This is a genomic window from Exiguobacterium sp. RIT594, from assembly GCF_003339585.1.
Classification (GTDB): Bacteria; Bacillota; Bacilli; order Exiguobacteriales; family Exiguobacteriaceae; genus Exiguobacterium_A.
On the sequence record NZ_QPKF01000001.1, the window covers coordinates 313,544 to 339,634 of the forward strand.

Annotated in this window: 25 protein-coding genes, 1 riboswitch and 1 other annotated feature; of the genes, 18 read left to right on the forward strand and 7 right to left on the reverse strand. The window is 47.7% G+C overall.

The features are described from left to right. Positions 1-32 precede the first annotated feature (32 nt). Together DVG79_RS01575 and DVG79_RS01580 are read left to right on the forward strand one after the other, a co-directional pair. On the forward strand, positions 33-218 hold the full coding sequence (locus tag DVG79_RS01575; protein ID WP_114595183.1) for a hypothetical protein: 186 nt from the start codon (positions 33-35) through the stop codon (positions 216-218). Further along, entirely contained in the window at positions 184-1,074 is an 891-nt protein-coding gene (locus DVG79_RS01580; protein ID WP_233494503.1) for a MazG nucleotide pyrophosphohydrolase domain-containing protein, read from the forward strand. The genes DVG79_RS01575 and DVG79_RS01580 overlap by 35 nt, the downstream gene beginning before the upstream one ends. A gap of 266 nt (positions 1,075-1,340) precedes the next feature. Here DVG79_RS01580 and DVG79_RS01585 read toward each other — a convergent pair whose 3' ends face one another. The 5 genes from DVG79_RS01585 to DVG79_RS01605 are packed head-to-tail and all read right to left on the reverse strand — an operon-like array spanning position 1,341 to position 4,370. Next, complete coding sequence (locus tag DVG79_RS01585; RefSeq protein WP_114595184.1) at positions 1,341-2,531, reverse strand: aminotransferase; 1,191 nt, start codon at positions 2,529-2,531, stop codon at positions 1,341-1,343. After that, positions 2,528-3,031, reverse strand: a complete 504-nt coding sequence (locus tag DVG79_RS01590; protein WP_114595185.1) for an Lrp/AsnC family transcriptional regulator — start codon at positions 3,029-3,031, stop codon at positions 2,528-2,530. Before DVG79_RS01590 ends, DVG79_RS01585 begins: the two co-directional genes overlap by 4 nt. Beyond that, positions 3,031-3,825, reverse strand: a complete 795-nt coding sequence (locus DVG79_RS01595; RefSeq protein WP_114595186.1) for a glycosyltransferase family 2 protein — start codon at positions 3,823-3,825, stop codon at positions 3,031-3,033. Before DVG79_RS01595 ends, DVG79_RS01590 begins: the two co-directional genes overlap by 1 nt. 58 nt (positions 3,826-3,883) lie before the next feature. Continuing rightward, positions 3,884-4,123, reverse strand: coding sequence for a NifU N-terminal domain-containing protein (locus tag DVG79_RS01600; protein WP_026827667.1), 240 nt, complete (start codon positions 4,121-4,123; stop codon positions 3,884-3,886). Between the two features lie 13 nt (positions 4,124-4,136). Further along, entirely contained in the window at positions 4,137-4,370 is a 234-nt protein-coding gene (locus DVG79_RS01605) for a DUF1871 family protein (RefSeq protein ID WP_114595187.1), read from the reverse strand. A 317-nt stretch (positions 4,371-4,687) separates the two neighbouring features. Between DVG79_RS01605 and DVG79_RS01610 the strand changes: the two genes are divergently transcribed. The 9 genes from DVG79_RS01610 (at position 4,688) to DVG79_RS01650 (ending at position 14,698) form a co-directional block, all read left to right on the forward strand. Further along, positions 4,688-6,913, forward strand: a complete 2,226-nt coding sequence (locus tag DVG79_RS01610) for a ribonucleoside-diphosphate reductase subunit alpha (protein ID WP_233494573.1) — start codon at positions 4,688-4,690, stop codon at positions 6,911-6,913. 18 nt (positions 6,914-6,931) lie between these two features. Further along, positions 6,932-7,420 carry a flavodoxin domain-containing protein gene (locus DVG79_RS01615; RefSeq protein WP_114595189.1) on the forward strand — a complete coding sequence of 163 codons (489 nt, stop codon included), beginning with the start codon at positions 6,932-6,934 and terminating at the stop codon, positions 7,418-7,420. Continuing rightward, positions 7,389-8,432: a ribonucleotide-diphosphate reductase subunit beta gene (locus tag DVG79_RS01620; RefSeq protein WP_114595190.1), complete on the forward strand. Its 1,044-nt coding sequence runs from the start codon at positions 7,389-7,391 to the stop codon at positions 8,430-8,432. Before DVG79_RS01615 ends, DVG79_RS01620 begins: the two co-directional genes overlap by 32 nt. A 378-nt stretch (positions 8,433-8,810) precedes the next feature. Continuing rightward, complete coding sequence (gene yugI / locus DVG79_RS01625) at positions 8,811-9,203, forward strand: S1 domain-containing post-transcriptional regulator GSP13 (protein ID WP_014971071.1); 393 nt, start codon at positions 8,811-8,813, stop codon at positions 9,201-9,203. A gap of 125 nt (positions 9,204-9,328) precedes the next feature. Beyond that, a complete protein-coding gene (locus tag DVG79_RS01630) occupies positions 9,329-10,495 on the forward strand; it encodes an iron-containing alcohol dehydrogenase (protein WP_114595191.1) in 1,167 nt (388 codons plus the stop codon). A 112-nt stretch (positions 10,496-10,607) separates the two neighbouring features. Next, positions 10,608-11,957, forward strand: a complete 1,350-nt coding sequence (locus tag DVG79_RS01635) for a glucose-6-phosphate isomerase (RefSeq protein ID WP_114595192.1) — start codon at positions 10,608-10,610, stop codon at positions 11,955-11,957. A 131-nt stretch (positions 11,958-12,088) separates the two neighbouring features. Next, positions 12,089-12,562, forward strand: a complete 474-nt coding sequence (gene ytkD, locus DVG79_RS01640; protein ID WP_114595193.1) for an RNA deprotection pyrophosphohydrolase — start codon at positions 12,089-12,091, stop codon at positions 12,560-12,562. Further along, complete coding sequence (locus tag DVG79_RS01645; protein WP_114595194.1) at positions 12,534-13,277, forward strand: alpha/beta hydrolase family protein; 744 nt, start codon at positions 12,534-12,536, stop codon at positions 13,275-13,277. The genes ytkD and DVG79_RS01645 overlap by 29 nt, the downstream gene beginning before the upstream one ends. Before the next feature lie 167 nt (positions 13,278-13,444). Beyond that, complete coding sequence (locus tag DVG79_RS01650) at positions 13,445-14,698, forward strand: EAL and HDOD domain-containing protein (RefSeq protein WP_114595195.1); 1,254 nt, start codon at positions 13,445-13,447, stop codon at positions 14,696-14,698. A 57-nt stretch (positions 14,699-14,755) separates the two neighbouring features. Here the strand turns inward: DVG79_RS01650 and pckA are convergent, their stop codons facing one another. Next, positions 14,756-16,324 carry a phosphoenolpyruvate carboxykinase (ATP) gene (gene pckA / locus DVG79_RS01655; RefSeq protein WP_199505839.1) on the reverse strand — a complete coding sequence of 523 codons (1,569 nt, stop codon included), beginning with the start codon at positions 16,322-16,324 and terminating at the stop codon, positions 14,756-14,758. Positions 16,325-16,556: 232 nt separating this feature from the next. Next, positions 16,557-16,683, forward strand: a riboswitch (SAM riboswitch). Between the two features lie 127 nt (positions 16,684-16,810). Here pckA and metK point away from each other — a divergent pair. The 3 genes from metK (at position 16,811) to DVG79_RS01670 (ending at position 19,430) form a co-directional block, all read left to right on the forward strand. Further along, positions 16,811-18,019, forward strand: a complete 1,209-nt coding sequence (gene metK / locus DVG79_RS01660) for a methionine adenosyltransferase (protein ID WP_114595196.1) — start codon at positions 16,811-16,813, stop codon at positions 18,017-18,019. 137 nt (positions 18,020-18,156) lie between these two features. Next, entirely contained in the window at positions 18,157-18,642 is a 486-nt protein-coding gene (locus DVG79_RS01665; RefSeq protein ID WP_114595197.1) for a GNAT family N-acetyltransferase, read from the forward strand. 83 nt (positions 18,643-18,725) lie between these two features. Next, positions 18,726-19,430, forward strand: a complete 705-nt coding sequence (locus tag DVG79_RS01670) for an alpha/beta fold hydrolase (RefSeq protein ID WP_114595198.1) — start codon at positions 18,726-18,728, stop codon at positions 19,428-19,430. Positions 19,431-19,480: 50 nt separating this feature from the next. Here the strand turns inward: DVG79_RS01670 and mnmM are convergent, their stop codons facing one another. After that, positions 19,481-20,071 (reverse strand): tRNA 5-(aminomethyl)-2-thiouridylate-methyltransferase MnmM, encoded by a 591-nt coding sequence (gene mnmM, locus DVG79_RS01675; protein ID WP_114595199.1) that lies wholly within the window; start codon positions 20,069-20,071, stop codon positions 19,481-19,483. 178 nt (positions 20,072-20,249) lie between these two features. Between mnmM and DVG79_RS01680 the strand changes: the two genes are divergently transcribed. The 4 genes from DVG79_RS01680 (at position 20,250) to leuS (ending at position 26,046) form a co-directional block, all read left to right on the forward strand. Beyond that, a complete protein-coding gene (locus DVG79_RS01680; protein WP_114595200.1) occupies positions 20,250-21,431 on the forward strand; it encodes an MDR family MFS transporter in 1,182 nt (393 codons plus the stop codon). 162 nt (positions 21,432-21,593) lie between these two features. Then, a complete protein-coding gene (locus DVG79_RS01685; protein WP_158537514.1) occupies positions 21,594-22,625 on the forward strand; it encodes a peptidoglycan bridge formation glycyltransferase FemA/FemB family protein in 1,032 nt (343 codons plus the stop codon). A 62-nt stretch (positions 22,626-22,687) separates the two neighbouring features. Next, complete coding sequence (locus tag DVG79_RS01690) at positions 22,688-23,332, forward strand: HAD family hydrolase (protein WP_114595202.1); 645 nt, start codon at positions 22,688-22,690, stop codon at positions 23,330-23,332. 39 nt (positions 23,333-23,371) lie between these two features. Continuing rightward, positions 23,372-23,593: a binding site (T-box leader), on the forward strand. Positions 23,594-23,640: 47 nt separating this feature from the next. Further along, on the forward strand, positions 23,641-26,046 hold the full coding sequence (leuS, locus tag DVG79_RS01695; RefSeq protein ID WP_114595203.1) for a leucine--tRNA ligase: 2,406 nt from the start codon (positions 23,641-23,643) through the stop codon (positions 26,044-26,046). The last annotated feature ends 45 nt before the right edge of the window (positions 26,047-26,091 follow it).

The window sequence follows — 26,091 nt, forward strand, 5'->3', positions numbered from 1 at the left end:
CGAACGTATCATTCAAAAGGGGAGGAATTCAGATGAAACGAAAAGAAATGGGATTACTCGTCTCGCTCGCCGTTGCAAGCGGACTCGCTGTTCGGGAATGGCGGAAGAACCAGCAGTTTACGAAACGATTTAAGGAACAATCGGAAGACCGGCTTGTGAAGGGAATGGCGGAGGTGCGGGACGATGCAGGAGATGATTCGTCTTCAACAAAAGGTTGATGAAACGATTCGGGCGCTCGGAGGATATTTTCGCCCGTTATCGGGATTAGCCCGCTTGATTGAGGAAGTCGGTGAAGTGGGAGAAGCGTTCGAAGCCGGAGATGAGTTGTCACTTAAAGCGGAACTGGTCGATGTGCTGATGATTTCGACCTGTCTTGCGAATCAATACGTGACGGATTTAGCACAGCAACATCAACAGCTCGAGACGATCGAAGACGAGGCGCGAGGTTCGTTTTACCGTCTTGTTCATGAAGCGGGGCAAGTCGCGCGTGTCATGAACGGATATGAGGGGGACAAGCCGCCGAAACAAACAGAAGACATCATTCCGATCGGAACATCGCTCGCCCGTCTCCAGCGTGAACTGTTCCGGTTGGCCCGTCCCCTCGGAATAAACCTTCTGCAAGAAATCGACCGGACAAACGAGAAGAATCTGAATCGTGACCGGAAACGGTTTGCTTTGACACGTGATCCGGTGACGGAAGCGACGATTGATCATTTCCGAAGCGCAACGGGCAATACGGAAAGGCTTTGGGGTGCACCCGTCCATGAAAGCGGCCTCTCACTCGAGACGCATATTCAAGCGTCATTACCATCGTTACGCCGATTCCTGCGTTGCGCCCGGATTGAAGGCATTGATGGATTTGTCATCGAGGCTCCGATCGAGCGGACTGACAGTTTACGAAGCGTCAAAGATCAGGCTGATGAAATCGGACGAATCATTAAGGAACAGACACCGCTGTCATTTAAAGAAGCACCGTACCGGATTGATGTCTATGCCCCGCAACTCGGTCCGGTGTCGCCGTATCATGCGGAAGATGACCACCGGATGTTTATCGTCCTGCATGTTGATGAGTAACTAAAAAAGAGGGGACTGACTCAAAAAAGAATCACTCGTCTTTCACACCCTTTCCTCAGGCGAGACACAAGCCAGTTTTCCTGCCTCATTCAGGCAGGAAAGCGGGTCTTGTTTGTCTCTGACAGCGCAAAAATGCGCTTTTTCCTGTAGGAGTTGCGTGTAGCGAGTGATTCTTTTTTTACGAGATAAGGGTAGCGGATTATGATTCTGCCACCCTTATCTTTGTAGAGACTGACTGTTGAGTCAGCCCCTTCTTTTGGTGTAAATCATCTTGAGGGATTCGATAGTTCGACCTGTTTCTGATTCAAGTGTTGCATGAAACGGTTGATCCGGTGAATTGCCTGTTGGAGCTGTTCGATTGAACTGGCATAACTGGCCCGGACATAACCTTCTCCACTTGCACCGAATACAGAACCGGGGACGACCGCGACGCGTTCCGCAAGCAACAGTTGCTCTGCGAATTCCTCGCTCGTCAATCCGGTCCCGCCGATGTACGGGAAGGCATAAAACGCTCCACCCGGTGAATGCGTCGGCAGTCCGGCGTCATTTAACGCTTTGACGAAATAGTTCCGCCGTTGCCGGTAACTGCGGACCATATCCGGAACGGTCTTATGACGTGAGCGCAAGGCTTCGATTCCGGCGAACTGAACGAGCGTCGGGGCACACATCATGCCATACTGGTGAACTTTCAGCATCGCCTGGCTGATGGCGGGCGGGGCGCAGGTAAAACCGAGCCGCCAACCGGTCATCGCAAAAGCTTTAGAGAACCCGTTGATGACAATCGTCCGCTCCCGCATGTCGGGAAGAGTCGCAAAACAAGTCGGTTCGTCTTCATACGAAAGTTCCGCGTAGATTTCATCACTGATGACATAAAGATCATGTTTCTTCGCGAGCAATGCAAGATCGGCTAATTGATCGCGTGTCATGACGGAACCGGTCGGATTGGATGGGAAACAAAAGATGATGGCTTTGGTCCGCTCCGTAATGACCGCTTCGATGGTTTCCGGCTGAATCGTAAATCCATCTTCTGCACGACAGGCTGCTGCAATCGGGATACCGCCTGCCAGTTCGATCAATGGAGCATACGAGACGAAGGCCGGTTCGACGACGATGACTTCGTCTCCGGGATTGATCAAGGTCCGAAACGCTAAATCAAGCCCTTCCGAAGCACCGGTCGTGACGATGATTTCGTCCGCGACCTGATAGTCGATTGAAAATTTTTCTTGCATGTATAAACGGATCTCCTGGCGTAATTCGACCAATCCGGCATTGGCACTGTATGCCGTGTAACCTTGTTCGAGCGCAGCGAAACTGGCTTCCCGGACATTCCAGGGGGTGACAAAATCGGGTTCACCGACACCGAGCGAGATGACATCTTCCATCGAACCGGCTAAATCGAAAAACCGCCGGATACCGGAAGGGGCCAATCGTTCGACACGTTCAGATAAATGTTTCATGGAGACACCTTCAATCGTTTGTCCCCGTCATTCTGGCTGAATAAAACGCCGTCATGTTTATACGTTTTGAGACGGAAATGGGTTGTCGTCGAAATAACGGAATCGAGTGTCGATAATTTTTCTGAGACGAACTGTGATACTTCCTGCAGGGATTTTCCGTCAAGGACGACCTGCAAATCGTATGCTCCTGACATCAAATAGAGTGACGTCACTTCCGGGAACCGGTGGATGCGTTCTGCGACTTCATCAAAGCCGCGTCCCCGTTTCGGTGTCACTTTGACATCGATGAAAGCGGTCACGCCGTGGTGGGCATGGATTTTTTGCCAGTCGATGACGGCTGTATAACCGAGCAGGACGCCGTCTTGTTTAAACGTTTCGAGTGAAGATAACACCTCGTCCTCTGTCAAATTAAGCATTTGAGCAGCCAGGGCAGAATCAACCGGTCCGTTCTGCGTCAATAATTCCAGTAGTTCTAGTTGTTTGTCTGTGTACACAATCATCACTCGCTTTCTGTCAGGGTGCCGTGAAACGTCCGGCGTGTCTCGCGTAGCCGGGAGCGACGTTCCTCTTGAACGATGTGGAAATTTTTCATATCAGTTGTCGGAAGATGATGCTTCTCGACGAGGCGGTCAAAATAGACGCGACGCGACGCATCCTGCTTAGCCGATTGGTGGTTGCCCGAAGGATTAAACGCATATAGGACGGTTGCACGGGCCGGGTGCAGAACGAGATGATCCTGTCCGACACGCAAAATCCAGTCCCAATCCCAATAGTTGAAGACGTCTTCGTCAAATAAACCAAGTTCTTCATGAAGTGACTTGCGATAGAGGGAACCGGACGGGATATAGGTTGAATCCTCTTTCATCGCTTCCCGGTCATACGGATAAGCAAACGGTTCCGTCGTTTTTACGACACGCCGGCCCTGTTGCCACTCGTAAGTGAACAGTTCGGCATCGACGTACGTCAAGTCCGCACCGGCCTCAAGATCGCCGACAACTTCCTCGATATGCGAAGGCAACAATAAATCGTCGTCGTCGTGGAGAAGGATATACTTTCCGGTTGCTAACGAGACACCGTGATTTCGTGCCCGGACATGGTGATTTTCCGGCAAATCGATTGACGTGATCGTCAGTTTGTCCTGAAAGTCGGTCAGGACAGGAGTCAGCGGCTCGCCGTTATTGTTTAAGATGATGACTTCAAAATCCTGATAGATTTGTTTTGTCAGTGCGGTCAGTGCTTCGCGCAACTCACGCAATCTGTTATATGTGGGGATGATGACTGAGACCATCGGCATTTAAGTCGTCTCCTTAGAACAAAGACACCCTTGAAATTCAGGTGTCCTTGTGAGATATTTACATTTTTTCTTCGATTGTCGGAAGTAAGTCATTCCATTCAGCGTCAGCTTCTTTTGTGACGGTGACGAAATCACCGTATGCAAATAGATTATCGATGCCGTCAATCGTAATGAGTGATGCGAGCAAAGCGTCTTCCGGTGTATCCCCTTTTTTGACGCTGGTGCTCTTGGCACCGAAACGGTCTCCATCGAGGGTGATTTTTACTGAGTTCGGGTTAGGCGTGTAGTCAACTTGCATAATCAGTCTCCTTTCAAAGTTCACACGAAGCTTCACATAAAAGTAAGTTCGTTGCGAGTAAAATCAATTCCTGCTGATCCGGTCGTTCATCAAATGATTCTTCAAAAACGCTCCCGATTGCTTCCGCAAGCGGGCTTATTTGATCATGAACCGTCAGTAAGCTTAGTATAGCAGACATTTCCGTCGGATAATTTCCTTCTCCTAGGTGAAATGGATCATATTTTTTTAAAAGTTCTTCTGAACTCATAATCACTAAAACTCCTTATCTCAATATATCTCAAAAGGCGGTAGTCCGCCTTTTCAAATTTGTTTGACCTGAATTTCAATGCAAGGGCTTATTTTTCCGGCATTTAGTGATAACCTATATCTTGTAGATAAATAGGTTTAAAAATGCCTGAAACGTCTATATATAGAGTGAAGATTGAATAACACTTTCTATATGTAGGGCGTCTTTTTTTAGTTTAGCGCATTTTTTACGGCAACGGAACCTATTTTAAAGTTAGAGAATGGGAGTGGTTCATAGTGGCATCTCCACTGAATACAGCACGCATCTATCAAGGTGCAATGACAATAGAAGATGTATACACGGTCATCCGTCAGATTACAGCATCATACTCGGAGCTCGACGTTGAGCGTTACACAGAACGCGCAATTCGGGCACTTGAAGGGAAGACGTTACAGGCGGATCAAGTCTATGAACTCTTAACCATGCATGCACTGGACATGTTGAAGGCAGAAGAACCGAACTGGACGTTTGTTGCGACAGCCACTTACCTCAACCGGTTATATCTTGAAGCGAGCGAAAACCGCGGATATCCAGCGGACGAACGTTACGGCTCACTTTACGCGTTGATTGAAAAATTGACGGAGATCGGCATCTTTACACCGCATCTCTTAGACACGTATACAAAAGAAGAAGTCGAGGAACTTGCGGCATCAATCGATCCGTCACGTGATCATCTGTTCACGTATATCGGACTCCGGACATTATCCGACCGTTACTTAGCGCGCGACCACGTCAAAAAATTATACGAATTGCCGCAGGAACGTTTTATGATCATCGCGATGACACTCATGCAGACAGAACCGAAAGACCGCCGGATCGAGCTCGTCAAAGAGTCGTACTGGGCACTTTCTAATCTCTACATGACTGTTGCGACACCGACTTTATCGAATGCCGGTAAATCATACGGACAACTGTCATCATGCTTCATCGATACAGTCGATGATTCGCTCCGGGGCATCTATGACTCGAATACCGATGTTGCGACACTGTCAAAAGGCGGCGGCGGAATCGGTGTCTACATGGGAAAAATCCGTTCACGCGGGTCAGATATTAAAGGATTTAAAGGCGTTTCAAGCGGTGTCATTCCGTGGATGAAACAGTTGAACAACACAGCAGTCAGCGTCGATCAGCTTGGTATGCGCCAAGGTTCAATCGCCGTTTATCTCGATATTTGGCATAAAGATATTCTCGAGTTCCTCGATGCGAAATTGAACAACGGGGACGAACGATTGCGGACACATGACTTGTTCACAGGCGTCAGCTTACCGGACCATTTCATGCGGACGGTCGAAGCGCGCGGAGACTGGTACTTGTTCGACCCGCACGAAATTCGGACGGTGATGGGCTTCAGCCTGGAAGATTCGTTCGATGAAACGGAACAAGGCGGCAGCTTCACGGAGAAATATACAGCGTGTGTCAATGAACCGCGTCTGAGCCGGACGAAAGTACCGGCGATTGATCTCGTCAAACGCTACATGCGTTCGCAGCTCGAAACAGGCACACCGTACATGTTCTTCCGTGATGCAGTAAACCGTGCCAACCCGAACAAACATGCCGGAATGATTTATTCGTCTAACCTCTGTTCGGAAATCATGCAAAACATGAGCCCGACGACTGTCACAGAAGAGTACACGGAAGACGGAAAAATCATCATCACGAAAACACCGGGTGATTTCGTTGTCTGTAACTTATCTTCAATCGCGCTTGCGCGTGCTGTCCGTGAAAATGTATTGGAACGGTTGATTCCGATTCAAATGCGGATGCTTGATAACGTCATCGATTTAAATACGATCGACGTGCCGCAAGCACAGATTACGAATCAAAAATACCGCGCTGTCGGTCTCGGAACATTCGGCTGGCATCATCTGCTCGCTCTCGAAGGCATCCGCTGGGAGTCGGTCGAGGCTGTTCAGTATGCCGACCGTCTCTACGAAAAAATTGCCTACTTGACGATTGATGCGTCGATGCAACTGGCGAAAGAAAAAGGCGCGTACCGTCTCTTTGAAGGATCGGAATGGCAGACAGGGGAATACATCGCCCGCCGTCACTACAAAACAACGGCTGAACTGAACTGGGATCGTCTGCAAGCCGACATCACAGAACACGGTATGCGAAATGCCTATCTGATGGCAGTCGCACCGAACTCGTCGACGGCAATCATCGCCGGAAGTACGGCTTCGATCGATCCGATTTACAAGAAGGTCTACGCGGAAGAGAAGAAAAACTACAAGATTCCGGTCACAGTACCCGATTTGACACCGGAAACGAACTGGTTCTATAAATCAGCGTTTGAGATTGATCAGCTTTGGAGCATCCGTCAAAATGCCTCACGCCAACGTCATATTGACCAAGCAATCAGCTTTAATCTCTATGTCAAAAACAGTGTCAAAGCAAAAGAGTTACTCGAGATGCACATGGAAGCATGGCAGCTGGGGATGAAGACGATTTATTACACACGTTCGACGACCGTCGAAATCGATGAATGTGAGTCGTGTTCATCATAAGAGAAGGAGGACGATATCATGAAGGCAGCAATCGTATATGCGTCAATGAGCGGAAATACAGAGGAGGTTGCGGAACTGATTGCAAAAGCATGTTCCGAAATGCAGGTCGAACCGACGATGATCTTTGCCGATGATGTGACGACGTATCAGCTGGTCCCTTATGATATCGTCTATTTTGGTTCGTACACCTGGGGAGACGGACAATTGCCGGATGAGATGCGAGATTGTCTGAAGCTGGTCTTAAAGGAAAGTCCGCACGCGATTCCGCAGGCAGCCGTCTTTGGGACGGGTGATAAAATGTTCGTCAAATATTGCCGCGCCGTTGATGAGATGGCCTACCATCTCGCGAAATTCGGGGTACCGCTCGCGGGTGAATTACTCAAAATCGAACAATCGCCGCGAAACCGGCCGCACGCGGTCAAAGAGTGGACACGTCGAACATTACTGCAATTACAGCAAGAGGGAGCCGAACAACATGGAACAACTACAAAAAATCAAACTGCTTGATGCCCGTCATCCAAATCGTGCGACAGCGATCATCGGTGGCGAGACAAGCTCGATCGTCAACTGGAACGATATCGCATATCCGCAGTTTTATTCGATCTATAAACAACTGTTATCGAACTTCTGGATTCCGGACGAAATTTCGATGTCAAAAGACATGCAACAGTGGAATCAATTGAGCGAGCGGGAACAGGATGCGTTTAAGCGGATCATCGGTCTGTTATCGATTCTTGACTCTGTCCAGACCCGCTATATCCTGGAGTCGGCAATGTTTACGTCAGATGCCTCGATTCATGCGATTCTCGCGATTGTGGCCCAACAGGAAGTCGTGCATAACCAGTCATACAGCTACGTGCTGTCGAGTCTCGTCCCGTTGTCAGAACAAAACCGGATCTTCGACATCGCGAAAGATGACGACATGGTCATGAAGCGGAATGCTTTTATTCTGGATCTGTATGAAGATTTCCAAAACGACCGGACACCGGAAAACTTTGCGAAATCACTCGTCGCCTCAATCGTTCTTGAAGGAATCAACTTCTATTCCGGATTTGCGTTCTTCTATAACCTGGCGCGTCACCAAAAAATGGTCGGAACTTCGACGATGATCAGTTATATCCAACGCGACGAGTTGCAACACTCGTACTTCATCAGCCAGCTGTTGCGTGCCGTCTTGACAGAGCATCCGCAAATCGATGCAGACGGTTCATTCACGAAGTTCGTCTATGCCACATTCGAACGTGCTGTTGATCTTGAAATCGAGTGGAGTGAATACGTGCTACGGGATTTGGACGGACTTGATGTCAGCGAGATGCGTGACTATGTCAAATACCTCGCCAACAAACGTCTCCGTGTCATCGGGCTCGACGATCTGTATGAAGGACATGATGAAGACGTCATGCCATGGATCCGGGCGTATTCCGACGACTCGATGAATGCGACGAAATCCGATTTCTTCGAGCAAAAATCGCGCTCGTATGCGAAAGTAACGGATGCAAACGGATTCGACGATTTGTAAGTCTGTAAACGAATAGAAATTTTGATTGCTTCACCATGCAATTTCCTTTACGCTAGGACAGGTGAGGTCATGCTCGACTCCTGCGGAAAAACAAGTTAATCATGACCCTGGAAGATGCCTCTGCATCTGAAGCGTCATGATGACTTGTCCGCGGAAAGCGGGCAGACCGAATCGGTCCTTTTTGCGTGAAAAAGTAAGTAGAAACAAAAAAAGGGCCGGACTCGAAAAGTCCGGCAGAATCAGGGGGAATACTTGAAGTCTTGCTACTAATTTGTTCCCTGGTAAAATAAAAAATAAACAATTTGAAAAATATTTTTTACCATCCGTAAAAAGTATGTTATTATAAGTTGATGAATTTAGTTAGGGAGTGTATAAACTATGGCAAACTTTGAAAAAGACCAAGTCGTTACTGGTAAAGTAACTGGTATTCAAAACTTTGGTGCTTTCGTAGCACTTGACGAGCAAACACAAGGCCTCGTCCACATCTCAGAAATCTCACACGATTACGTAAAAGACATCAACGATTACGTAAAAGTTGGCGATGAAGTAACTGTTAAAGTTCTCGACATCGACGAAGCTAACAAAAAAATGAAGCTTTCGATCAAAGCAACACAGGAAGCTCCAAAACGCGAAGCACGCGCTAAAGGCCCACGCAAAAACACTGGCCGTCGCGATGCAGGTCCTGCTTTCAAACAAGAAGAAGCTCCTGGCTTCAACGTGTTAAAAGGCAAATTGGAAGAATGGATTGAAAAATCAAACTTCCAAAAATAAGATTTTGAAAGGGAATCGACATCGGTCGGTTCTCTTTTTTTGCGTTATAAGCATTAAAATAGATGCAAAAGGGGAATGTGTGGATAATGTAAGGTGTTCATTACTTATCAAGGGGGCAACACACAATGGAAAACTTCGAATATCGTAATCCAACGAAACTTATTTTTGGTGACGGTCAAGTCAACAAAATCAAAGACGAACTCAAAGCACTAGATGCTAAAAAAGTCATGCTCGTATTTGGCGGCGGCAGTATCAAACGTAATGGTGTCTATGATGACGTCACACGCGAACTGAGTGCGGCAGGAATCGAATACGTCGAATGCGACGGCGTCGAACCAAATCCACGCATCGAGACAGCAGAACGCGGTATTAAAATCGCACGTGAAGCTGGCGTTGACGCATTGCTCGCTCTTGGCGGCGGTTCTGTCATCGACTGCACGAAATTGATCGCTGCAGGTATCCCTTACGAGGGTGAAGCATGGGATCTTGTCATCGGTAAAGCGACACCTGAAACAGTGATCCCGTTTGGAACAGTCTTGACGCTCGCTGCGACCGGTTCAGAAATGAACTCAGGTTCTGTCATCACGAACTGGAAGACACAAGAGAAATACGGTTGGGGCAGCCCGTTGACGTTCCCGACATTCTCAATCCTTGATCCAAAGTACACTGTCAGCGTTCCGAAAGATCAAACGATTTACGGAATCGTCGACATGATGAGCCATTGCCTCGAGCAATATTTCCATACGGCGCATGCACCGGTTCAAGAGCGGATGACGGAAGGTGTCATGAAAGCAGTCGTTGAAGTTGCACCGAAACTTGTCAACGATCTTGAAAACGTTGAACTCCGCGGTACAATCCTGTTTGCCGGTACGATGGCACTCAACGGTGTTCTTCAAATGGGTGCACGCGGCGACTGGGCGTCACACAACATTGAGCACGCGGTCTCAGCGGTTCACGACATCCCGCATGCAGGCGGTCTGGCGATTCTCTTCCCGAACTGGATGCGTCACGTTCTCGATGAGTCAAACGCACACCGTTTCGTTACGCTTGGTGAAAACGTCTTTGACGTCGATACGGCAGGGAAATCAGAAATGGAAGCAGCACACGCTACAATCGATGCAATCAGTGCGTTCTGGACATCACTTGGTGCACCGAACCGCCTTGCGGATTATGACATCAAAGAAGAAACGGTCGATTCAATCGTGAAGTCAGCGATGACACGTGGAGACTTTGGTAACTTCAAATCACTTGGCAACGAAGATGTTCGCCAAATCGTAACAGCTGCTTTGTAAGCGTCATAACATTTGCTAATCTTTTCACAAAAGACTTGAACGACCTTCCTTCTTGCGTTTTAATGAAAAGGAAGGTCGCATTTGTTTGCGAATGAATAAGGAGGACGAGTGAATGACAACAGTACGTTTTGATTATTCGAAGGCCCTACAATTCGTAGGACAACATGAAGTAGACTATATGGCGGATACGGTAAAAACATTACACGGAGCAATCCACAACGGTACAGGTGCCGGCAGTGATTTCTTAGGATGGGTCGATTTACCGACAAACTATGACAAAGCGGAATTTGAAAAAATTCAGGCGGCAGCTGAAAAAATCAAGTCGGATTCAGATGTCTTGTTAGTCGTCGGGATCGGCGGATCGTATCTCGGAGCACGTGCTGCAATTGAGATGCTCGGTCATTCGTTCCACAACTTACTGTCAAAAGACGAACGGAAAGCACCGCAAATCATTTATGCCGGACATAACATTTCTTCGACGTACTTACACGATTTGTTCCAAGTACTTGAAGGAAAAGATGTTTCGGTCAATATCATCTCAAAATCAGGGACAACGACAGAACCGGCGATTTCATTCCGTCTCCTGAAAACATTTATGGAAGACAAGTACGGTAAAGCCGGAGCGAAGGACCGGATTTATGCGACGACGGATAAAGCACGTGGTGCCCTGAAGACACTTGCTGACTCAGAAGGATACCAAACGTTTGTAATTCCGGATGACGTCGGTGGTCGTTTCTCTGTCTTGACACCGGTTGGTTTATTACCGATTGCAGCCGCCGGCATTTCAATTGAAGAATTGATGGCAGGCGCGCGTGATGCACAAGTCCAGTTCTCAAATGAGAACTTGGCGGAAAACGAAGCATACCAGTACGCGGTTGTTCGAAACGCATTATATGCGAAAGGAAAAACAATCGAGTTGCTCGTCAACTATGAACCAGCCTTACACTATGTGTCGGAGTGGTGGAAACAGTTGTACGGAGAGTCAGAAGGAAAAGACTTTAAAGGGATCTTCCCGGCAGCAGTCGACTTCTCAACGGACCTTCACTCAATGGGACAATACGTCCAAGAAGGACGTCGTGATTTATTTGAAACGGTCATCAAAGTCGGACAAGCGCGTCATGCCTTGACGATTGAAAAAGATGCACAGGATTTGGACGGCTTAAACTTCCTTGAAGGCAAGTCGATTCAATTCGTCAATGACAAGGCAGCAGAAGGAACGTTGCTTGCCCACACAGATGGACAAGTCCCGAACCTGACAGTTGAATTGCCGGAGATGACACCGTATCATCTCGGATTCTTGTTCTACTTCTTCGAAAAGGCATGCGCGATGAGCGGTTACCTGCTTGGTGTGAACCCATTCGATCAGCCGGGTGTCGAAGCGTACAAGAAAAACATGTTTGCCTTACTGGGTAAACCTGGATTTGAAGCAGAAAAAGCAGAGCTTGAAGCTCGCTTGAAATAAGAAGCCGGACATCTCTCGATTCAGAGGGATGTCTTTTTTTGTCATTCTGGCAAATTCCTGCGCACTTTCACTTTTAGAATGCTTTCGAAACAGGTAAAGTGAAGAGAGAAGAAGAAATGAGGTGCACGCACGTGATTACGTTTTTAGATTATTATCAAAATCGGGTTGAACTGAGTTTTGAGGACCATCCGTTTTCAGTCCATCCGCTTCATGTCTGGGTCATTGCCGTGTACGAAGGGAAATGGTTACTGACACATCATAAGCAACGGGGCTACGAATTTCCGGGTGGAAAGGTCGAACCGGGGGAAACGGCCGAGGAGGCAGCACACCGGGAAGTCATGGAAGAGACAGGGGGACATATCGAACGTCTCCAGTACATCGGACAATACCGGGTCGAAGGTCGGGGGGATACGATCATCAAGAACATCTACTTCGCCGAAATCGCATCCTTGGTGCCGCATCTTGCTGTCGATGAGACGGACGGTGCCTATTTACTAGACGATATCCCGAAACGTTTAGATACGAACCGCCAATACAGCTTCATGATGAAGGACCGTGTCCTTCCGGAGACTCTTCGTGTACTCGCCGAACGCCGATTGGTTTGAGCTCCCGCGGCAGGGACCGTTCCGCACCTTTCGGGTCTTTTATGAAACATCCGACGGAGAACGGGTCGGGGCGTACATCATCTTACCGGTTCGTGCGAACGGACAAGGTCTCTTGTATTTACGTGGTGGGACACGTAATATCGGCATGGTTCGGCCGACCCGCTTAATGCAGTTCGCGCAAGCCGGTTATTTGGTCATGGCTCCTTTTTACCGCGGTAACTTAGGGGGGACCGGAAAAGAAGATTTTGGACACCGGGATATCCTTGACGCCATCAGTGCTTTTGATTGGCTCGATCAATATGTCGAGCGGACATCGGTCTTTGGCTTTTCCCGTGGCGGTCAGATGGCGCTTTTACTGGCGCATCATCGTGAAGTCGCTCGGACCGTTTCCTGGGCCGGCGTGACGAATTTGATTTGGACGTATGAAGAACAGCGGACGATGCAAAAAATGCTCAGACGATTTACCGGTGGCGTTCCGGAGCAACGGCTGGAGGCATACCGGGTCCGGTCACCACTCTACTTCCCGCCGCAAGGAGACGTCTTGCTGATTCACGGCTTGCACGATCAAAACGTCCGGTTGCGGCATGCGACGAACTATGCGGCCCGCTATTCGGAAAAGACCCGTTTATTGGTATATCAGTATGCGCATCAATTTCCAATCCATCAAAAAATGCTTGTGACGAAACAAGTCATCGATTGGATGTTATCCAAGTAAAAGGATTCGTGAAAACATCTCAGTGCCTCGCATTGAGATGTTTTTTTCTCCAAATGATGGGAACATTGATATGTTTTAAAAAAGAGATTTTTTAAGGGAAAACGATATTTGATATACTAGAACATATAAAATAAGCCAGATTAACGGATTTAGAAGGGATATATGAGATGGAAATCTTACTTGCGCGACAACCGATTGTAGACCGGTTTGGTTCGATTGACGCTTTTGAACTGCTCTATCGTTCCGTTGAAACACCTGAAGTCTTTGATGGTGACTTAGCAACGATGGATGTATTGACGAATACACTGATTCATTTGGGAGTAGATCGTGTAGCAGAAGGAAAACGATTATTCATTAATTTCACAGGCGACCTGTTACAGTCTGAGCTGATCGATCATTTGGATCCGGCACAATTCGTGATTGAAGTGTTAGAGACAGTCCACATTGATGCTGCCATGCTCCTGACGCTTCAGAAGTGGAAAGAAGCGGGCTTCGTATTGGCACTGGATGATTTCGTGACGGATTTGTTGCGTCATCATGGCGCTGAACTGTTTGATTTAATTGATTTAATTAAAATTGATATCGAAGCCATCAACCCACGCGAACAAAGTGCAATCTTACATATCTTGAAGCGGAATTATCCGCACATGCGCTTTTTGGCAGAACGGGTCGAAACACATGAAGATCATACGCGAAGTCTTGAGATGGGTTATGACTGGTTTCAGGGATACTTTTATGCTAAACCGATGCTGATGAAAGGGAAGGCAGTTCCTCCGCAAGTACCTGTCCTGTTGAAGATGCTGAAATGGTTGGATACAGATGACCACTATGAGGACGTCGTCGATGAAATCGAAGGAAATCCCTACATCAGTGTACAAGTACTGCAACTAATCAATTCTCCGGGAATCGGTCTTCGGAACACAGTCAGTTCCGTCCGACAAGCGATTTCCTTGCTGGGATTTTCACAACTAAAGAGCTGGATTTCGTTAATCGTCCTGCGCGAGATGAAACTCGCGAGTCCTTATCAGTGGTCGGACGAATTATTACGTTCATCGTTACATTGTGCGAAGCTGTGTGAACTGTTTGCGACGGAGACGAAGACCTTGAAAGCAGAGAGCGCTTATATGATCGGATTACTGTCTCATATTGATGCATTACTCTCGGTCGATATTGATGAAATCATTGATCAGCTTCCGATTGAACCGGCTTTGAAAAACGTCTTACAGGGGGATGATCATCCGTTTCGGGATTGCCTGCTCCTTGCGATCAGCGCAGACCGGGGAGAGTTCGAACGGTTCGAAATGCTGAGCCATCGATTCGGGATTGAGAAGCGCCGTGCCTATGAATTATTAAAAGAAAGCCAAGTTTGGCTTTCTCAAAAAGAACTTCATTTACAAGATAAGACAGATTCCATCGTCTAACACAAAAGGTTGAGCATCCGTTAAGGAGCTCAACCTTTTTAGTACCATCAATCGTTTTTACACGCGGGGACCGGCTGCTTTGATCGCATCGGTCGCACTTTCGAAACGTGCGAAGTTCTGTGTGAATTTTTGTGCGAGCGCGGTCGCTTGTTGTTCGTAAACAGATGCATCCGCCCAGACCTTGACCGGATTGAGCAAGTCAGTCGGAACACCAGGGACTTCGATCGGCATATGCAGACCGAAAATCGGATGTTCTTCTGTCGGGATATCTGCAAGCAGACCGTTAACGGCCGCATTGACCATCGTCCGTGTATACGAAAGTTTCATCCGGCTGCCGGTACCGTAAGCCCCGCCGGTCCAACCGGTGTTGACGAGATAAACGGTAACGCCGTGGCGATCGATCAGTTCTCCGAGCATCGTCGCATATTTTTCTGGAATCAACGGCAGGAACGGGGAACCGAAGCAGGTCGAAAACGTTGCTTCCGGTTCTGTGACGCCACGCTCCGTACCGGCAAGTTTAGATGTGTAACCTGATAAGAAATGATACATCGCTTGTTCTTTTGTCAGTTTACTGATTGGAGGCAAGACACCGTACGCATCGGCTGTCAGGAAGACAATCGTTTTCGGGTGACCGGCGCGTGACGGAATAATGATGTTGTCGATTGCTGTGATCGGATAAGCAGCACGCGTATTTTCCGTCAGTGAGGTATCGTCGTAATCCGGAATCCGGGCGTCGTCGAGGACGACGTTTTCAAGAACGGTTCCGAAGCGGATGGCGTCAAAAATTTGTGGTTCTTTTTCACGTGACAAGTTGACCGTTTTCGCATAGCAGCCACCTTCGATGTTAAAGACACCATCATGGGACCAGCCGTGTTCATCGTCACCGATCAATTGACGGCTCTCATCTGCAGACAGGGTGGTCTTACCAGTCCCCGATAGTCCGAAGAATAAGGCAACATCCCCTTCATGTCCAACGTTGGCGGAACAGTGCATCGACAAGACTTCTTCCTGCGGTAACAGATAGTTCATGACCGAGAAAATTGATTTTTTGATTTCTCCGGCATACTCGGTTCCACCGATCAAGACGATACGGTGTTCAAATGACATCGCGATGAAAGTCTCGGAGTTTGTCCCGTCAACCGCCGGATCCGCTTTAAAGTGCGGTGCGTAGACGACCGTAAATGGTTCAAAGGCCGCAACTGTAGGATATTCCCGTAAGAATAGCTGTTTCGCAAACAAATTATGCCAAGCATATTCGGTTACGACGCGCACTGGAAGGGTGAAATGTGTATCGGCACCAGCAGCAGCTTCTGTGTAGTAGAGTTGATCGGCTTCGTTCATGTAACGAAGGACTTTTTGTAACAGTTGCTCGAATTTGTCCGACTCCATCGGTTGATTCACATGACCCCAATCGATATGCATTTCACATGAGTCATCACGAACGATGAACTTGTCTTTCGGTGAACGACCTGTAAATTTCCCCGTTTCTACAGACAAAGCACCATTTTCTGCAAGAACTCCTTCTTTGTTACGAATCGCATGTTCGACTAGTTCAGCAACGGACAGTTGTTTGAACACATGCTCCTTCTTGAGTAGTTCTTCGATATTCAGGACCGTCATCGGCATCCTGACCCCACCTTTCCCCTGCGTTGGTTTTGGCTCCATTATTAGTATGGCACATTTATTATATATGACATACTAATGATAGGGCAATCATTTTCATGCGCTGATTTCTATTTATCTGGAAACGCTTTCAGCATTAACAGTTTAACATCTCTTTCAATTTTTTTCGACTAGAAATTAAAACGTTGCTTGACAGAGTGCACACAAGTTTATATCATGTAATTCGTAACGGATACTCTTATTCTGAGCAGGTGGAGGGAACAAGGCCCGAAGAAACCCGGCAACCGTCTTATATTAATTTCATCATTAATGTAGGAAAAGGTGCTCTCCTGAAGCGAAGTAAACACTTCGAACGATAAGAGGGTAAAGGAAGAACGCACAACCTTTCCCTGACCATTTTTGGACATGGAAAGGTTTTTTTCATTTTACCGTCCCACTCAACTAGGGGAAATGAGTACACCGTCAAATTCTTTTTTGGGAGGGTCAAACATGACAAACCTTAATCGCCGACTATTTACGTCGGAATCAGTCACTGAAGGTCACCCGGATAAAATCTGTGACCAGATTTCGGATTCAATTTTGGATGCAATTCTTGCAGCCGATCCAAACGCACGTGTTGCGGCAGAAACTTCTGTCACGACAGGACTCGTATTAGTAGCAGGAGAAATCACGACATCAACTTACGTGGATATCCCGAAAGTCGTTCGTGAAACCATTCGCGAAATCGGCTACACACGCGCTAAATACGGTTTCGATGCAGACACTTGTGCTGTATTGACATCAATCGATGAGCAGTCAGCAGACATCGCTCTCGGTGTTGACCAGGCGCTTGAAGCACGCGAAGGAAACATGTCAGATGAAGAAATCGATGCCATCGGAGCAGGAGACCAAGGTCTGATGTTCGGTTACGCAACGAAAGAAACACCTGAACTCATGCCACTTCCAATCTCGCTTTCACACAAACTGGCACGTCGTTTGGCAGAAGTCCGCAAAACGGGACAACTCGATTACCTCCGTCCGGATGGTAAAACGCAAGTCACGGTTGAATACAACGAGAACAATGAACCTGTTCGCGTCGATACAATCGTCATCTCAACACAACATGCAGAAGAAGTGACGCTTGAGCAAATCCAGGCAGATCTGAAAGAACATGTCATCGCACCGGTCATCCCGGCAGAGTACATCGATGCAGACACAAAATTCTTCATCAACCCGACTGGTCGTTTCGTCATCGGCGGACCACAAGGAGATGCAGGGTTGACAGGTCGTAAAATCATCGTTGATACGTATGGCGGCTATGCACGTCACGGCGGTGGAGCGTTCTCTGGTAAAGATCCAACGAAAGTCGACCGTTCAGCTGCTTACGCAGCACGTTATGTCGCGAAAAACCTGGTTGCATCTGGTCTTGCGGACAAAGCAGAAGTTCAACTTGCTTACGCAATCGGTGTTGCGCACCCGGTTTCAATCGCAGTCGATACGTTCGGTACAGGAAAACTTCCTGAAGCGCAACTCGTCGAATTAATCGCAGAAAACTTTGATCTCCGCCCTGCAGGAATCATCAAGATGCTTGATCTCCGCCGTCCGATTTATCGTCAGACAGCAGCTTATGGTCACTTCGGTCGTACAGACATCGAATTACCATGGGAGCAAACAGATAAAGCTGCTACTCTTGAAGAGCAGGCAAAACGTTTCGCATAATCCCGAGTTCAGAAACTCCCTTTTAAGGGTGTTTCTGAACTTTTTTTGTTTCTCCGGAACTTTGCAGGGATACGACTGAAATTTCTAGAAAAGGGTAAAAGAACATGAGTCTGTAAAAGGAAAAGGGGGATTTCGGTATGGAGATACGCGAAGCAGTTCCGGCTGATGCAGCACGCATTCATGATATTGCGCTCACGTCCTGGATGGACACATATGAGGAAATCTATTCAGAGCGTTCGAAAGCCCATTTCGTACAAGAAGCGTACCCGCAGGAAGAAGTGGTCCGGGCAATCCGGACAGCAGAGGAAGCACGTGGAGAATACTTCAATGTCGGACTCATCGACGGGGAGATCGTCGGTTTTATCCACGCCATCGATGTGGATGGAACGTGGGAAATCGTCCGGCTGTATGTCTTGCCGAAATACCAGCAAAACGGAATTGGACGCCGGCTGATCCGTGAACTGGAATTGCAAGGAGCGTCTCCGATTGAAGTGTATGTCGAATCCCGAAACTATAAGGCCCGTCACTTTTTGACTTCATACGGATTTAAGGAAATCAGCGAGACGACAGAGGAAGTCTTCGGACAGGTGGAACCTGTGACGCGACTGCAACGTATATATTAACGAAACGGAATCCGACTTAAGGCGGTTTGGCTGAAGTCGGATTTGTTGCATACTAAACAGATATCGAATGAAGAGGTGAGTTTGTGGTAGAACAACCAACCGGAGTGATCGTTCTTGTATATCCACTCCAATTACGTGCCCGGCCAAGTGAAGCACTGATTCGTGTCTTAGAACGCGAATATGAGGTCCTCTTGGTCGACGCCCCCCGTCGTGTATCGTTTGAAGAACATCAACAGTTACTAAAAGAAGCATTACGCGAAGCCGGTAAGCGGAAATTACCGATTCATATCATTGCCTGCAGTATGGGCGCTCTTGTCGTCAACCGGCTGCTTCAAGAATATGAGTTACCGATGGCGAGCCTGACGTTTATCTCGCCGTTATTTGATTGGCACAATTCCAAGCAATTGGGAGGCGTCAAACAAGTCTTTGCGAGTGCTTTCGACCGGTTCCGTCCCGATGCGCCACTCGGAACATTACCGTTCGGTCAAAACAATGAGGATGCAGCACGTCTTGGTGAGTTGACGTACGCTGAATATCGTGAGATTGAAGAAGAAATTGTCATCCATGATGAAGAGCGGAAAAAATTGCCGCGTGTCCAACTCGCTTGTTTTTATGCGCCGGACGATCAGTTTGCTGACGTCAAGTTGACGCTTGAAGTGTGCCGGAAAATGGGCGGAGACCAAATTTATCTGCAACGCCTGCACGGGTTCCCGCACTTCAGTTTCGAACGGTTGAATACACGATTTGCTGAAAAGTTATTGTTGTTCCTGAAATTAGTGGAAGATTAATATGCTTTAAAAGAGGAGTGCTGTCGCATATGACGGCACTCCTCTGTTGTTTAATCGAGTATTTGTTTTTTTAATTTTTTTTCAATCGCCACGATGAACGGCGGATTGTTTTGCTGATTCAAGAAACGATACTGCAAGACGGCATAATCCTGCTGGGGGAGCGATGAAACATGTTCCAACACTGCATCACGCTCCTTGCGTCCCTCCAAGTGACCGTGGTAAATCACGAGGACAACCAGACCGCCGGGGACAAGGACCGGAAGGAGGGCCCGGAGTGCCTCTAGCGTTTCTTCTCCGGTCGTCGTGACGGATTTATCGCTTCCCGGTAAGTATCCAAGATTAAACACTCCGGCACGAATCGGACGTTGTTCAGCAAACAACCGAGCTCCGACATGGATATGACTTTCGTGATATAAATCGACCCAATCGAAGACGTGAGCCGCCTGCAACCGACGGGTTGTTTCTTCGATTGCCTGCTCCTGGACATCAAAAGCGATGACCCGTCCGCTCGGTCCGACCTGTTCAGCAAGGAAATGCGTATCATGACCGTTCCCCGCAGTCATATCGACGACGCAATCTCCTTCATGAATAACGGATTCCAACAATTCTTTGGCATAAGGTAACACACGTGCAAGTGACATGGCAAAAACTCCTCTTTCTGATTGATATGCTCTATTTTTTTCTAAGTACCCGCAAAATCGACCCTTTAGTCAATTGTATCATTTTTCCGATTGTTCGTTTAAATCGAAGTTCCTTGACAGACGACAGAATAATTTCGTAAAGTGGCAAGGTTGGAAACTACATTGGAGGATACTTACCATGCCGAAATTACCTCGCGCGGTCTGGATTCTGGTATTGGCGATGGCGATCAATACGACAGGGTCCTCTTTTTTATGGCCGTTTAATACATTATACATTCATGACTATTTAGGGGAGTCGATGACGAAGGCCGGAATGGCCTTATTCGTCAACTCGGCTCTCGCCATCATCGGGAACTACATTGGTGGAAAAGCATTTGACCGGTTAGGCGGCAAACGGACACTTGTCATCAGTGTCATCGGACTCGTCCTTGCCTCAATCGGTCTCTGGATGTTCCATCAGACTTTCACCGGTTATGTTCTGATGCTTGGATTAATCGGGTTCGTCGGCGGAATGGTTTTTCCGACCATCTATGCCCTGACCGGTGTGATCTGGCCGGAAGGTGGGAGACGGGCGTTTAACGCAATCTATGTTGCTCAAAACGTCGGTGTGGCACTCGGAACCGCTATCAGCGGACAAATTGCGGCGATTGATATCCAGTTCATCTTCATCGCAAACCTCATACTGTACTTGTTGTTTGCTGTCGTTCTGTTAGTAGGATTGAACTGGATTCAGGTCCATCCAACCAGACGTCAATCGCTGTCTGTAGGCGAGGAAGTGCGGGAACCGCTCTCGCGAAGTTCAGTCCGGACGATGCTGTATGTCTCAATTGGTTATGCACTGTTGTGGTTTGTGTATGTTCAATGGCAGGGAACGTTTGCCGTGCATACAAAGTCACTTGGGGTAACAATTTCCGAGTATTCGATTTTATGGACGATCAACGGGGCACTGATTGTGTTTGCACAACCGTTATTGACACCCGTCTTACGATGGTTTGGTGACGATTTGAAACGTCAATTACTGACGGGGACAGGGATTTTTCTTTTGTCCTATGCCATCGTTCCCTTTGCGGGCGGATTCAAAATGTTTTTAGTGGCGATGATCATCTTGACGATTGGTGAGATGTTCATTTGGCCGGCAGTTCCTGCGATGGCAGCGCGCTTGGCTCCGATTGGTAAAGAAGGTGAGTTTCAGGGATACGTCAATATCGCCGCTTCGGCCGGACGGATGATCAGTCCGACCGTCGGGGGACTGATCTATGATTTATCCGGTATGAATGCCGTGTTCATGACGTTGATCGGATTGATTCTGGTGGCAGGATTCACATTCATTCGTGCTATACCAAATAAGGCGATAAAATAAGTTCGAAAGACAGATGTGGTTGTTGGATGCCGTCATCTGTCTTTTTTTGAGGACGCATAATAAACAGGTAAAATGGGTATTCAATTAAAAGGAAAATATTAATTGATTAACCAAATTAAAGAAAAAATATGTTTGATGTGTCGTGTGCCGGAGGTGGAAAAGATGAGGCAATGTATTTTTGTTGAAGATCATCTGACTTGGACATCACTTATCGAAAATAAATCACTTGATATTTTTTATAGCTATGAATACGTCCGTTTAAATGCACGGACCGATGAAACGGCGGGACTGGTTTATTTTCAAGGTGCGTCAGGTGAACTGTTTTATCCTTTTTTGAAAAGGCGTATTTTCGACACCGAGTATTTTGATATGATTACACCTTATGGTTATGGAGGTCCGGAAGTTGTTGGTGAACTGACGTTGGAGGAACTGGCAGATGCCAAGCGTTCTTTTCGGCAATGGGCCATGCGTCACAAGATTGTCTCGGAGCTGATTCGTTTTAATCCATTGACGGAAAATCAAAAACGGATAGCGGATTGGACGAAAACGGAATTCATCCGCCACACGACGAGCATCGATCTTCGGCCAACCGTGGAAGAAATCATGCAAACGTTTCATAAGAAAAACCGGAGTATGATCCGGAAGTCATTGGCGTCAGAGCTGACAGTCCGTCGGGGATCAAAAGAAGATTTGCCAACTTTTATCCGTCTTTATTACCAAACGATGGACCGGAAAGATGCCTCTTCCCATTACTATTTTACACCTGAATACTTTGAACGACTCTTTCAGCCGACACAGCTGTGTGAACCATTACTGTTGATTGCCGAGTGGAGAGGGGAAGCCGTCGGTGGTTATTTCGTATTGCTTGGACAAGAGTATGCACACGGACATTTGATTGGATGTCAACGGGATGAACATAAACTGTTTCCGAATCAGCGTCTGGAGTACGAGGCGATTTTACATTCCAAGACGGCAGGGATGGTCGAACAACATTTAGGCGGCGGATATAAGGAACGGGACAGTCTGTTTGAAAGCAAGTGCCGCTACACAGGATACCGGATGTTTGAATACCACCAAGGAAAAACGATTCTTCTGCCCCATATCTATGAACAATTGTGCCAACGCTATGGAAATGATCAAGACGTAGACTATTTCCCGGAATACCGCTACCAAGAGACGGTTTTAGCGACATGAATCCACCTGATCGTCTGCGGATGATCAGGTTTTTTGGTAGGCTGATAGCAGGAGGGGAAAAAATGAAAAAAACAGGTCTGATTTTTGATATGGATGGGGTCATTCTCGACAGTGAAATTCAATATTTTAAAGTCCACCAACACATGTTTAAGACGTTATCTATCCCGCTCGATCATACGCAGTATGCGACATTCATGGGGAAAACAGGAGACGAGATGTGGGAAGAACTGATTACACAACATAAGTTACCTCATTCTACGGAAGCATTACTGGCACTCGAACATGAATTATTCCAGCAACATGCAAAGCCGGAAGCCTGTGGCTTAAAAGACGGAGTCAAAGAATTGATGGAACTGGCCCGGACGGAAGGATACCGGATTGCGATTGCTTCTTCCAGTTCACTTGAAAAAATCACACGGGTCATCACGCATTACGGATTGACGGTTGATGCGTACACAAGTGGATTTGAAGTTCCGCGTTCAAAACCCGATCCGGCAATTTTTCAGCTCGCCGCAAAACGGATCGGGCAAACACCGGACGCTTGTATTGTCATTGAAGATGCAGCAAACGGGATGATCGGTGCAAAGAAAGCGGGAATGGAAGTCATTGCCCTGCTTGACGACCGGATGCCGGCACAAGTCCTGCAACATGCGGATCATATTGTTTCATCGCACGCTGCAATTGGAGAAATTTTACGCAACCGTTGACGGTAAGGGAAGGTTCGGCTTACACTTACACATAGATAGTCCATTGCGACGAACTGAAGTAGTAAGGGAGTCATTCCGTTTAGAGAGCTGGTGGTCGGTGCAAACCAGTCGGAATCGTCCGTGAACTCGTCAGGGAGCATGATTCGTGAAACCAAGTAGCGAACTCCGGTCCTTCACACCGTTATCTGTGAATCAAGTGGTCTGCTTCAGCAGACAACGTGGGTGGTACCGCGGGAGACGAACCGGTCTTTCGTCCCTATTCCTAGGGGCGGAGACCGGTTTTTTGTATATTCAGAGGAGGAATAAAGATGCCGTACAATCATCGTGAAATCGAACCAAAATGGCAAGCGCGCTGGGAGCAGGACAAGGCGTTCGTCACAACAGAAGATCCGGAAAAAGAAGGCTTTTATGCATTAGACATGTTTCCTTATCCATCGGGAGCAGGACTCCATGTCGGACACCCGGAAGGATACACGGCAACGGATATCCTCGCACGGATGAAACGGATGCAGGGGTACAATGTCCTTCATCCGATGGGATGGGATGCGTTTGGACTTCCGGCGGAACAGTATGCCCTTGATACAGGAAATGATCCGCGGGAATTCACAGCCCAAAACATCGAAACGTTTAAACGTCAGTTAAAAGATTTAGGATTTTCTTACGACTGGGATCGTGAAATCAATACGACGGATCCGAAGTATTACAAATGGACACAGTGGATCTTTACGAAATTGTATGAACAAGGACTTGCTTTCGTTGACGAAGTCGCGGTTAACTGGTGCCCGGCGCTTGGAACAGTGCTTGCGAACGAAGAAGTCATCGACGGACTGTCGGAGCGTGGCAATCATCCCGTCGTCCGTGTTCCGATGCGGCAGTGGGTCTTAAAAATCACAGAGTATGCAGACCGTTTGCTCGAAGATTTAGATGAACTCGACTGGCCGGAGTCAGTAAAAGAAATGCAACGGAACTGGATCGGAAAATCGGAAGGGGCGGAAATCGACTTTACGATTGACGGTCATAAAAAACAAGTGACGGTCTTTACGACACGTCCGGATACAGTTTTCGGGGCAACTTACCTTGTCCTTGCACCGGAGCATCCGTTTGTCGCGGACATCACGACAGCCGATCATGAAGAAGCTGTTAAAACGTATATCGCGTCTGTTCAGACGAAATCGGACTTGGAGCGGACGGATCTTGCGAAAGAAAAAACAGGCGTCTTCACAGGAGCTTTTGCCGTCAACCCGATTTCCGGCGAACGCCTCCCGATCTGGATTGCCGATTATGTGTTATCGACATACGGGACAGGCGCCATCATGGCCGTACCGGCCCATGACGAGCGGGATCATGAATTTGCAAAACAGTTTGACCTGCCGATCATCGAAGTCGTAGCGGGCGGCAACGTCGACGAAGCGGCTTATACGGGTGAAGGCGAGCACGTCAACTCACAGATGCTCGACGGCCTGTCAAAACAAGAAGCGATTGAGACCATCATCGCTGAACTTGAGACGAACCAAGTCGGACGCAAAAAAATCACGTTCCGGTTGCGCGATTGGTTGTTCAGCCGCCAACGGTACTGGGGTGAACCGATTCCGGTCGTCCACATGGAAGACGGAACGATGAAGACACTCGATAAATCGGAACTTCCGCTTGAATTGCCGATGATTCCGGAAATTAAGCCGTCCGGAACAGGTGAATCTCCACTCGCACTTGCTGAAGACTGGCTCGATTACACGGATCCGGTCTCAGGACTAAAAGGACGTCGCGAGACGAACACGATGCCGCAATGGGGCGGAAGCTGCTGGTATTATCTTCGCTTCATCGATCCGCACAATGAAGAAGCGATTGCCGATCCGGAAAAATTAAAATACTGGCTTCCGGTTGATATTTATATCGGAGGGGCTGAGCATGCCGTCCTTCATTTACTCTATGCCCGCTTCTGGCATAAAGTCTTATATGATATCGGTGTCGTACCGACAAAAGAACCATTCCAAAAGTTGTATAACCAAGGGATGATTCTTGGAGAAAACAACGAAAAAATGTCGAAATCGCGCGGAAACGTCATCAACCCGGATGAAATCGTCAAGTCGCATGGTGCGGATACACTCCGTTTATACGAGATGTTCATGGGACCGCTTGATGCTTCAGTCTCCTGGTCGGAAAACGGTCTTGACGGAGCACGTCGTTTCCTTGACCGTGTCTGGCGTCTGTTTGAACGGACAGCGGACATTCAAGACGTGACGACAGTCGACGCCGACTTTGAACGCGTCTACCACCAGACGGTGAAAAAAGTAACGGAAGACTTCACGAACATTCAGTTCAACACCGGCATTTCGCAGTTGATGGTCTTCGTCAACGAAGCAAATAAACAACCGGTCTTACCGCGTCATTTCCTTCGCGGATTCATTCAGTTGTTGACTCCGGTTGCGCCGCACTTAGGAGAAGAGTTATGGGAGCAGCTTGGCTTTGACGACACCTTGACATATGCGGAATGGCCGACATTTGACGAAACGAAACTCGTCAGCGATACAATGGAATTCGTCATTCAAGTCAACGGTAAAGTCCGTTCGAAGCTCGTCATCAGCATCGACGCAACGAAAGAAGAAATTGAAGCCCTTGCGTTTGCAGATGAAAAAACACAAGAGTGGATTGGTGATAAAACGGTTCGAAAAGTCATCGTCGTTCCGAAAAAACTGATCAATATCGTAGCCAACTAAGCCGAAACCCCTCATCTGATTTGATCAGATCGAGGGGTTTTCGAT

What these genes read in the sequence shown, in the direction of transcription:
- DVG79_RS01575 (WP_114595183.1), top strand. Translation starts at nt 33, where the DNA reads ATGAAACGAAAAGAAATGGGATTACTCGTCTCGCTCGCCGTTGCAAGC.
- DVG79_RS01580 (WP_233494503.1), top strand. Translation starts at nt 184, where the DNA reads ATGCAGGAGATGATTCGTCTTCAACAAAAGGTTGATGAAACGATTCGG.
- DVG79_RS01585 (WP_114595184.1), bottom strand. Translation starts at nt 2,531, where the DNA reads ATGAAACATTTATCTGAACGTGTCGAACGATTGGCCCCTTCCGGTATC.
- DVG79_RS01590 (WP_114595185.1), bottom strand. Translation starts at nt 3,031, where the DNA reads ATGATTGTGTACACAGACAAACAACTAGAACTACTGGAATTATTGACG.
- DVG79_RS01595 (WP_114595186.1), bottom strand. Translation starts at nt 3,825, where the DNA reads ATGCCGATGGTCTCAGTCATCATCCCCACATATAACAGATTGCGTGAG.
- DVG79_RS01600 (WP_026827667.1), bottom strand. Translation starts at nt 4,123, where the DNA reads ATGCAAGTTGACTACACGCCTAACCCGAACTCAGTAAAAATCACCCTC.
- DVG79_RS01605 (WP_114595187.1), bottom strand. Translation starts at nt 4,370, where the DNA reads ATGAGTTCAGAAGAACTTTTAAAAAAATATGATCCATTTCACCTAGGA.
- DVG79_RS01610 (WP_233494573.1), top strand. Translation starts at nt 4,688, where the DNA reads ATGACAATAGAAGATGTATACACGGTCATCCGTCAGATTACAGCATCA.
- DVG79_RS01615 (WP_114595189.1), top strand. Translation starts at nt 6,932, where the DNA reads ATGAAGGCAGCAATCGTATATGCGTCAATGAGCGGAAATACAGAGGAG.
- DVG79_RS01620 (WP_114595190.1), top strand. Translation starts at nt 7,389, where the DNA reads ATGGAACAACTACAAAAAATCAAACTGCTTGATGCCCGTCATCCAAAT.
- yugI (WP_014971071.1), top strand. Translation starts at nt 8,811, where the DNA reads ATGGCAAACTTTGAAAAAGACCAAGTCGTTACTGGTAAAGTAACTGGT.
- DVG79_RS01630 (WP_114595191.1), top strand. Translation starts at nt 9,329, where the DNA reads ATGGAAAACTTCGAATATCGTAATCCAACGAAACTTATTTTTGGTGAC.
- DVG79_RS01635 (WP_114595192.1), top strand. Translation starts at nt 10,608, where the DNA reads ATGACAACAGTACGTTTTGATTATTCGAAGGCCCTACAATTCGTAGGA.
- DVG79_RS01650 (WP_114595195.1), top strand. Translation starts at nt 13,445, where the DNA reads ATGGAAATCTTACTTGCGCGACAACCGATTGTAGACCGGTTTGGTTCG.
- pckA (WP_199505839.1), bottom strand. Translation starts at nt 16,324, where the DNA reads ATGCCGATGACGGTCCTGAATATCGAAGAACTACTCAAGAAGGAGCAT.
- metK (WP_114595196.1), top strand. Translation starts at nt 16,811, where the DNA reads ATGACAAACCTTAATCGCCGACTATTTACGTCGGAATCAGTCACTGAA.
- DVG79_RS01665 (WP_114595197.1), top strand. Translation starts at nt 18,157, where the DNA reads ATGGAGATACGCGAAGCAGTTCCGGCTGATGCAGCACGCATTCATGAT.
- mnmM (WP_114595199.1), bottom strand. Translation starts at nt 20,071, where the DNA reads ATGTCACTTGCACGTGTGTTACCTTATGCCAAAGAATTGTTGGAATCC.
- DVG79_RS01680 (WP_114595200.1), top strand. Translation starts at nt 20,250, where the DNA reads ATGCCGAAATTACCTCGCGCGGTCTGGATTCTGGTATTGGCGATGGCG.
- DVG79_RS01685 (WP_158537514.1), top strand. Translation starts at nt 21,594, where the DNA reads ATGAGGCAATGTATTTTTGTTGAAGATCATCTGACTTGGACATCACTT.
- DVG79_RS01690 (WP_114595202.1), top strand. Translation starts at nt 22,688, where the DNA reads ATGAAAAAAACAGGTCTGATTTTTGATATGGATGGGGTCATTCTCGAC.
- leuS (WP_114595203.1), top strand. Translation starts at nt 23,641, where the DNA reads ATGCCGTACAATCATCGTGAAATCGAACCAAAATGGCAAGCGCGCTGG.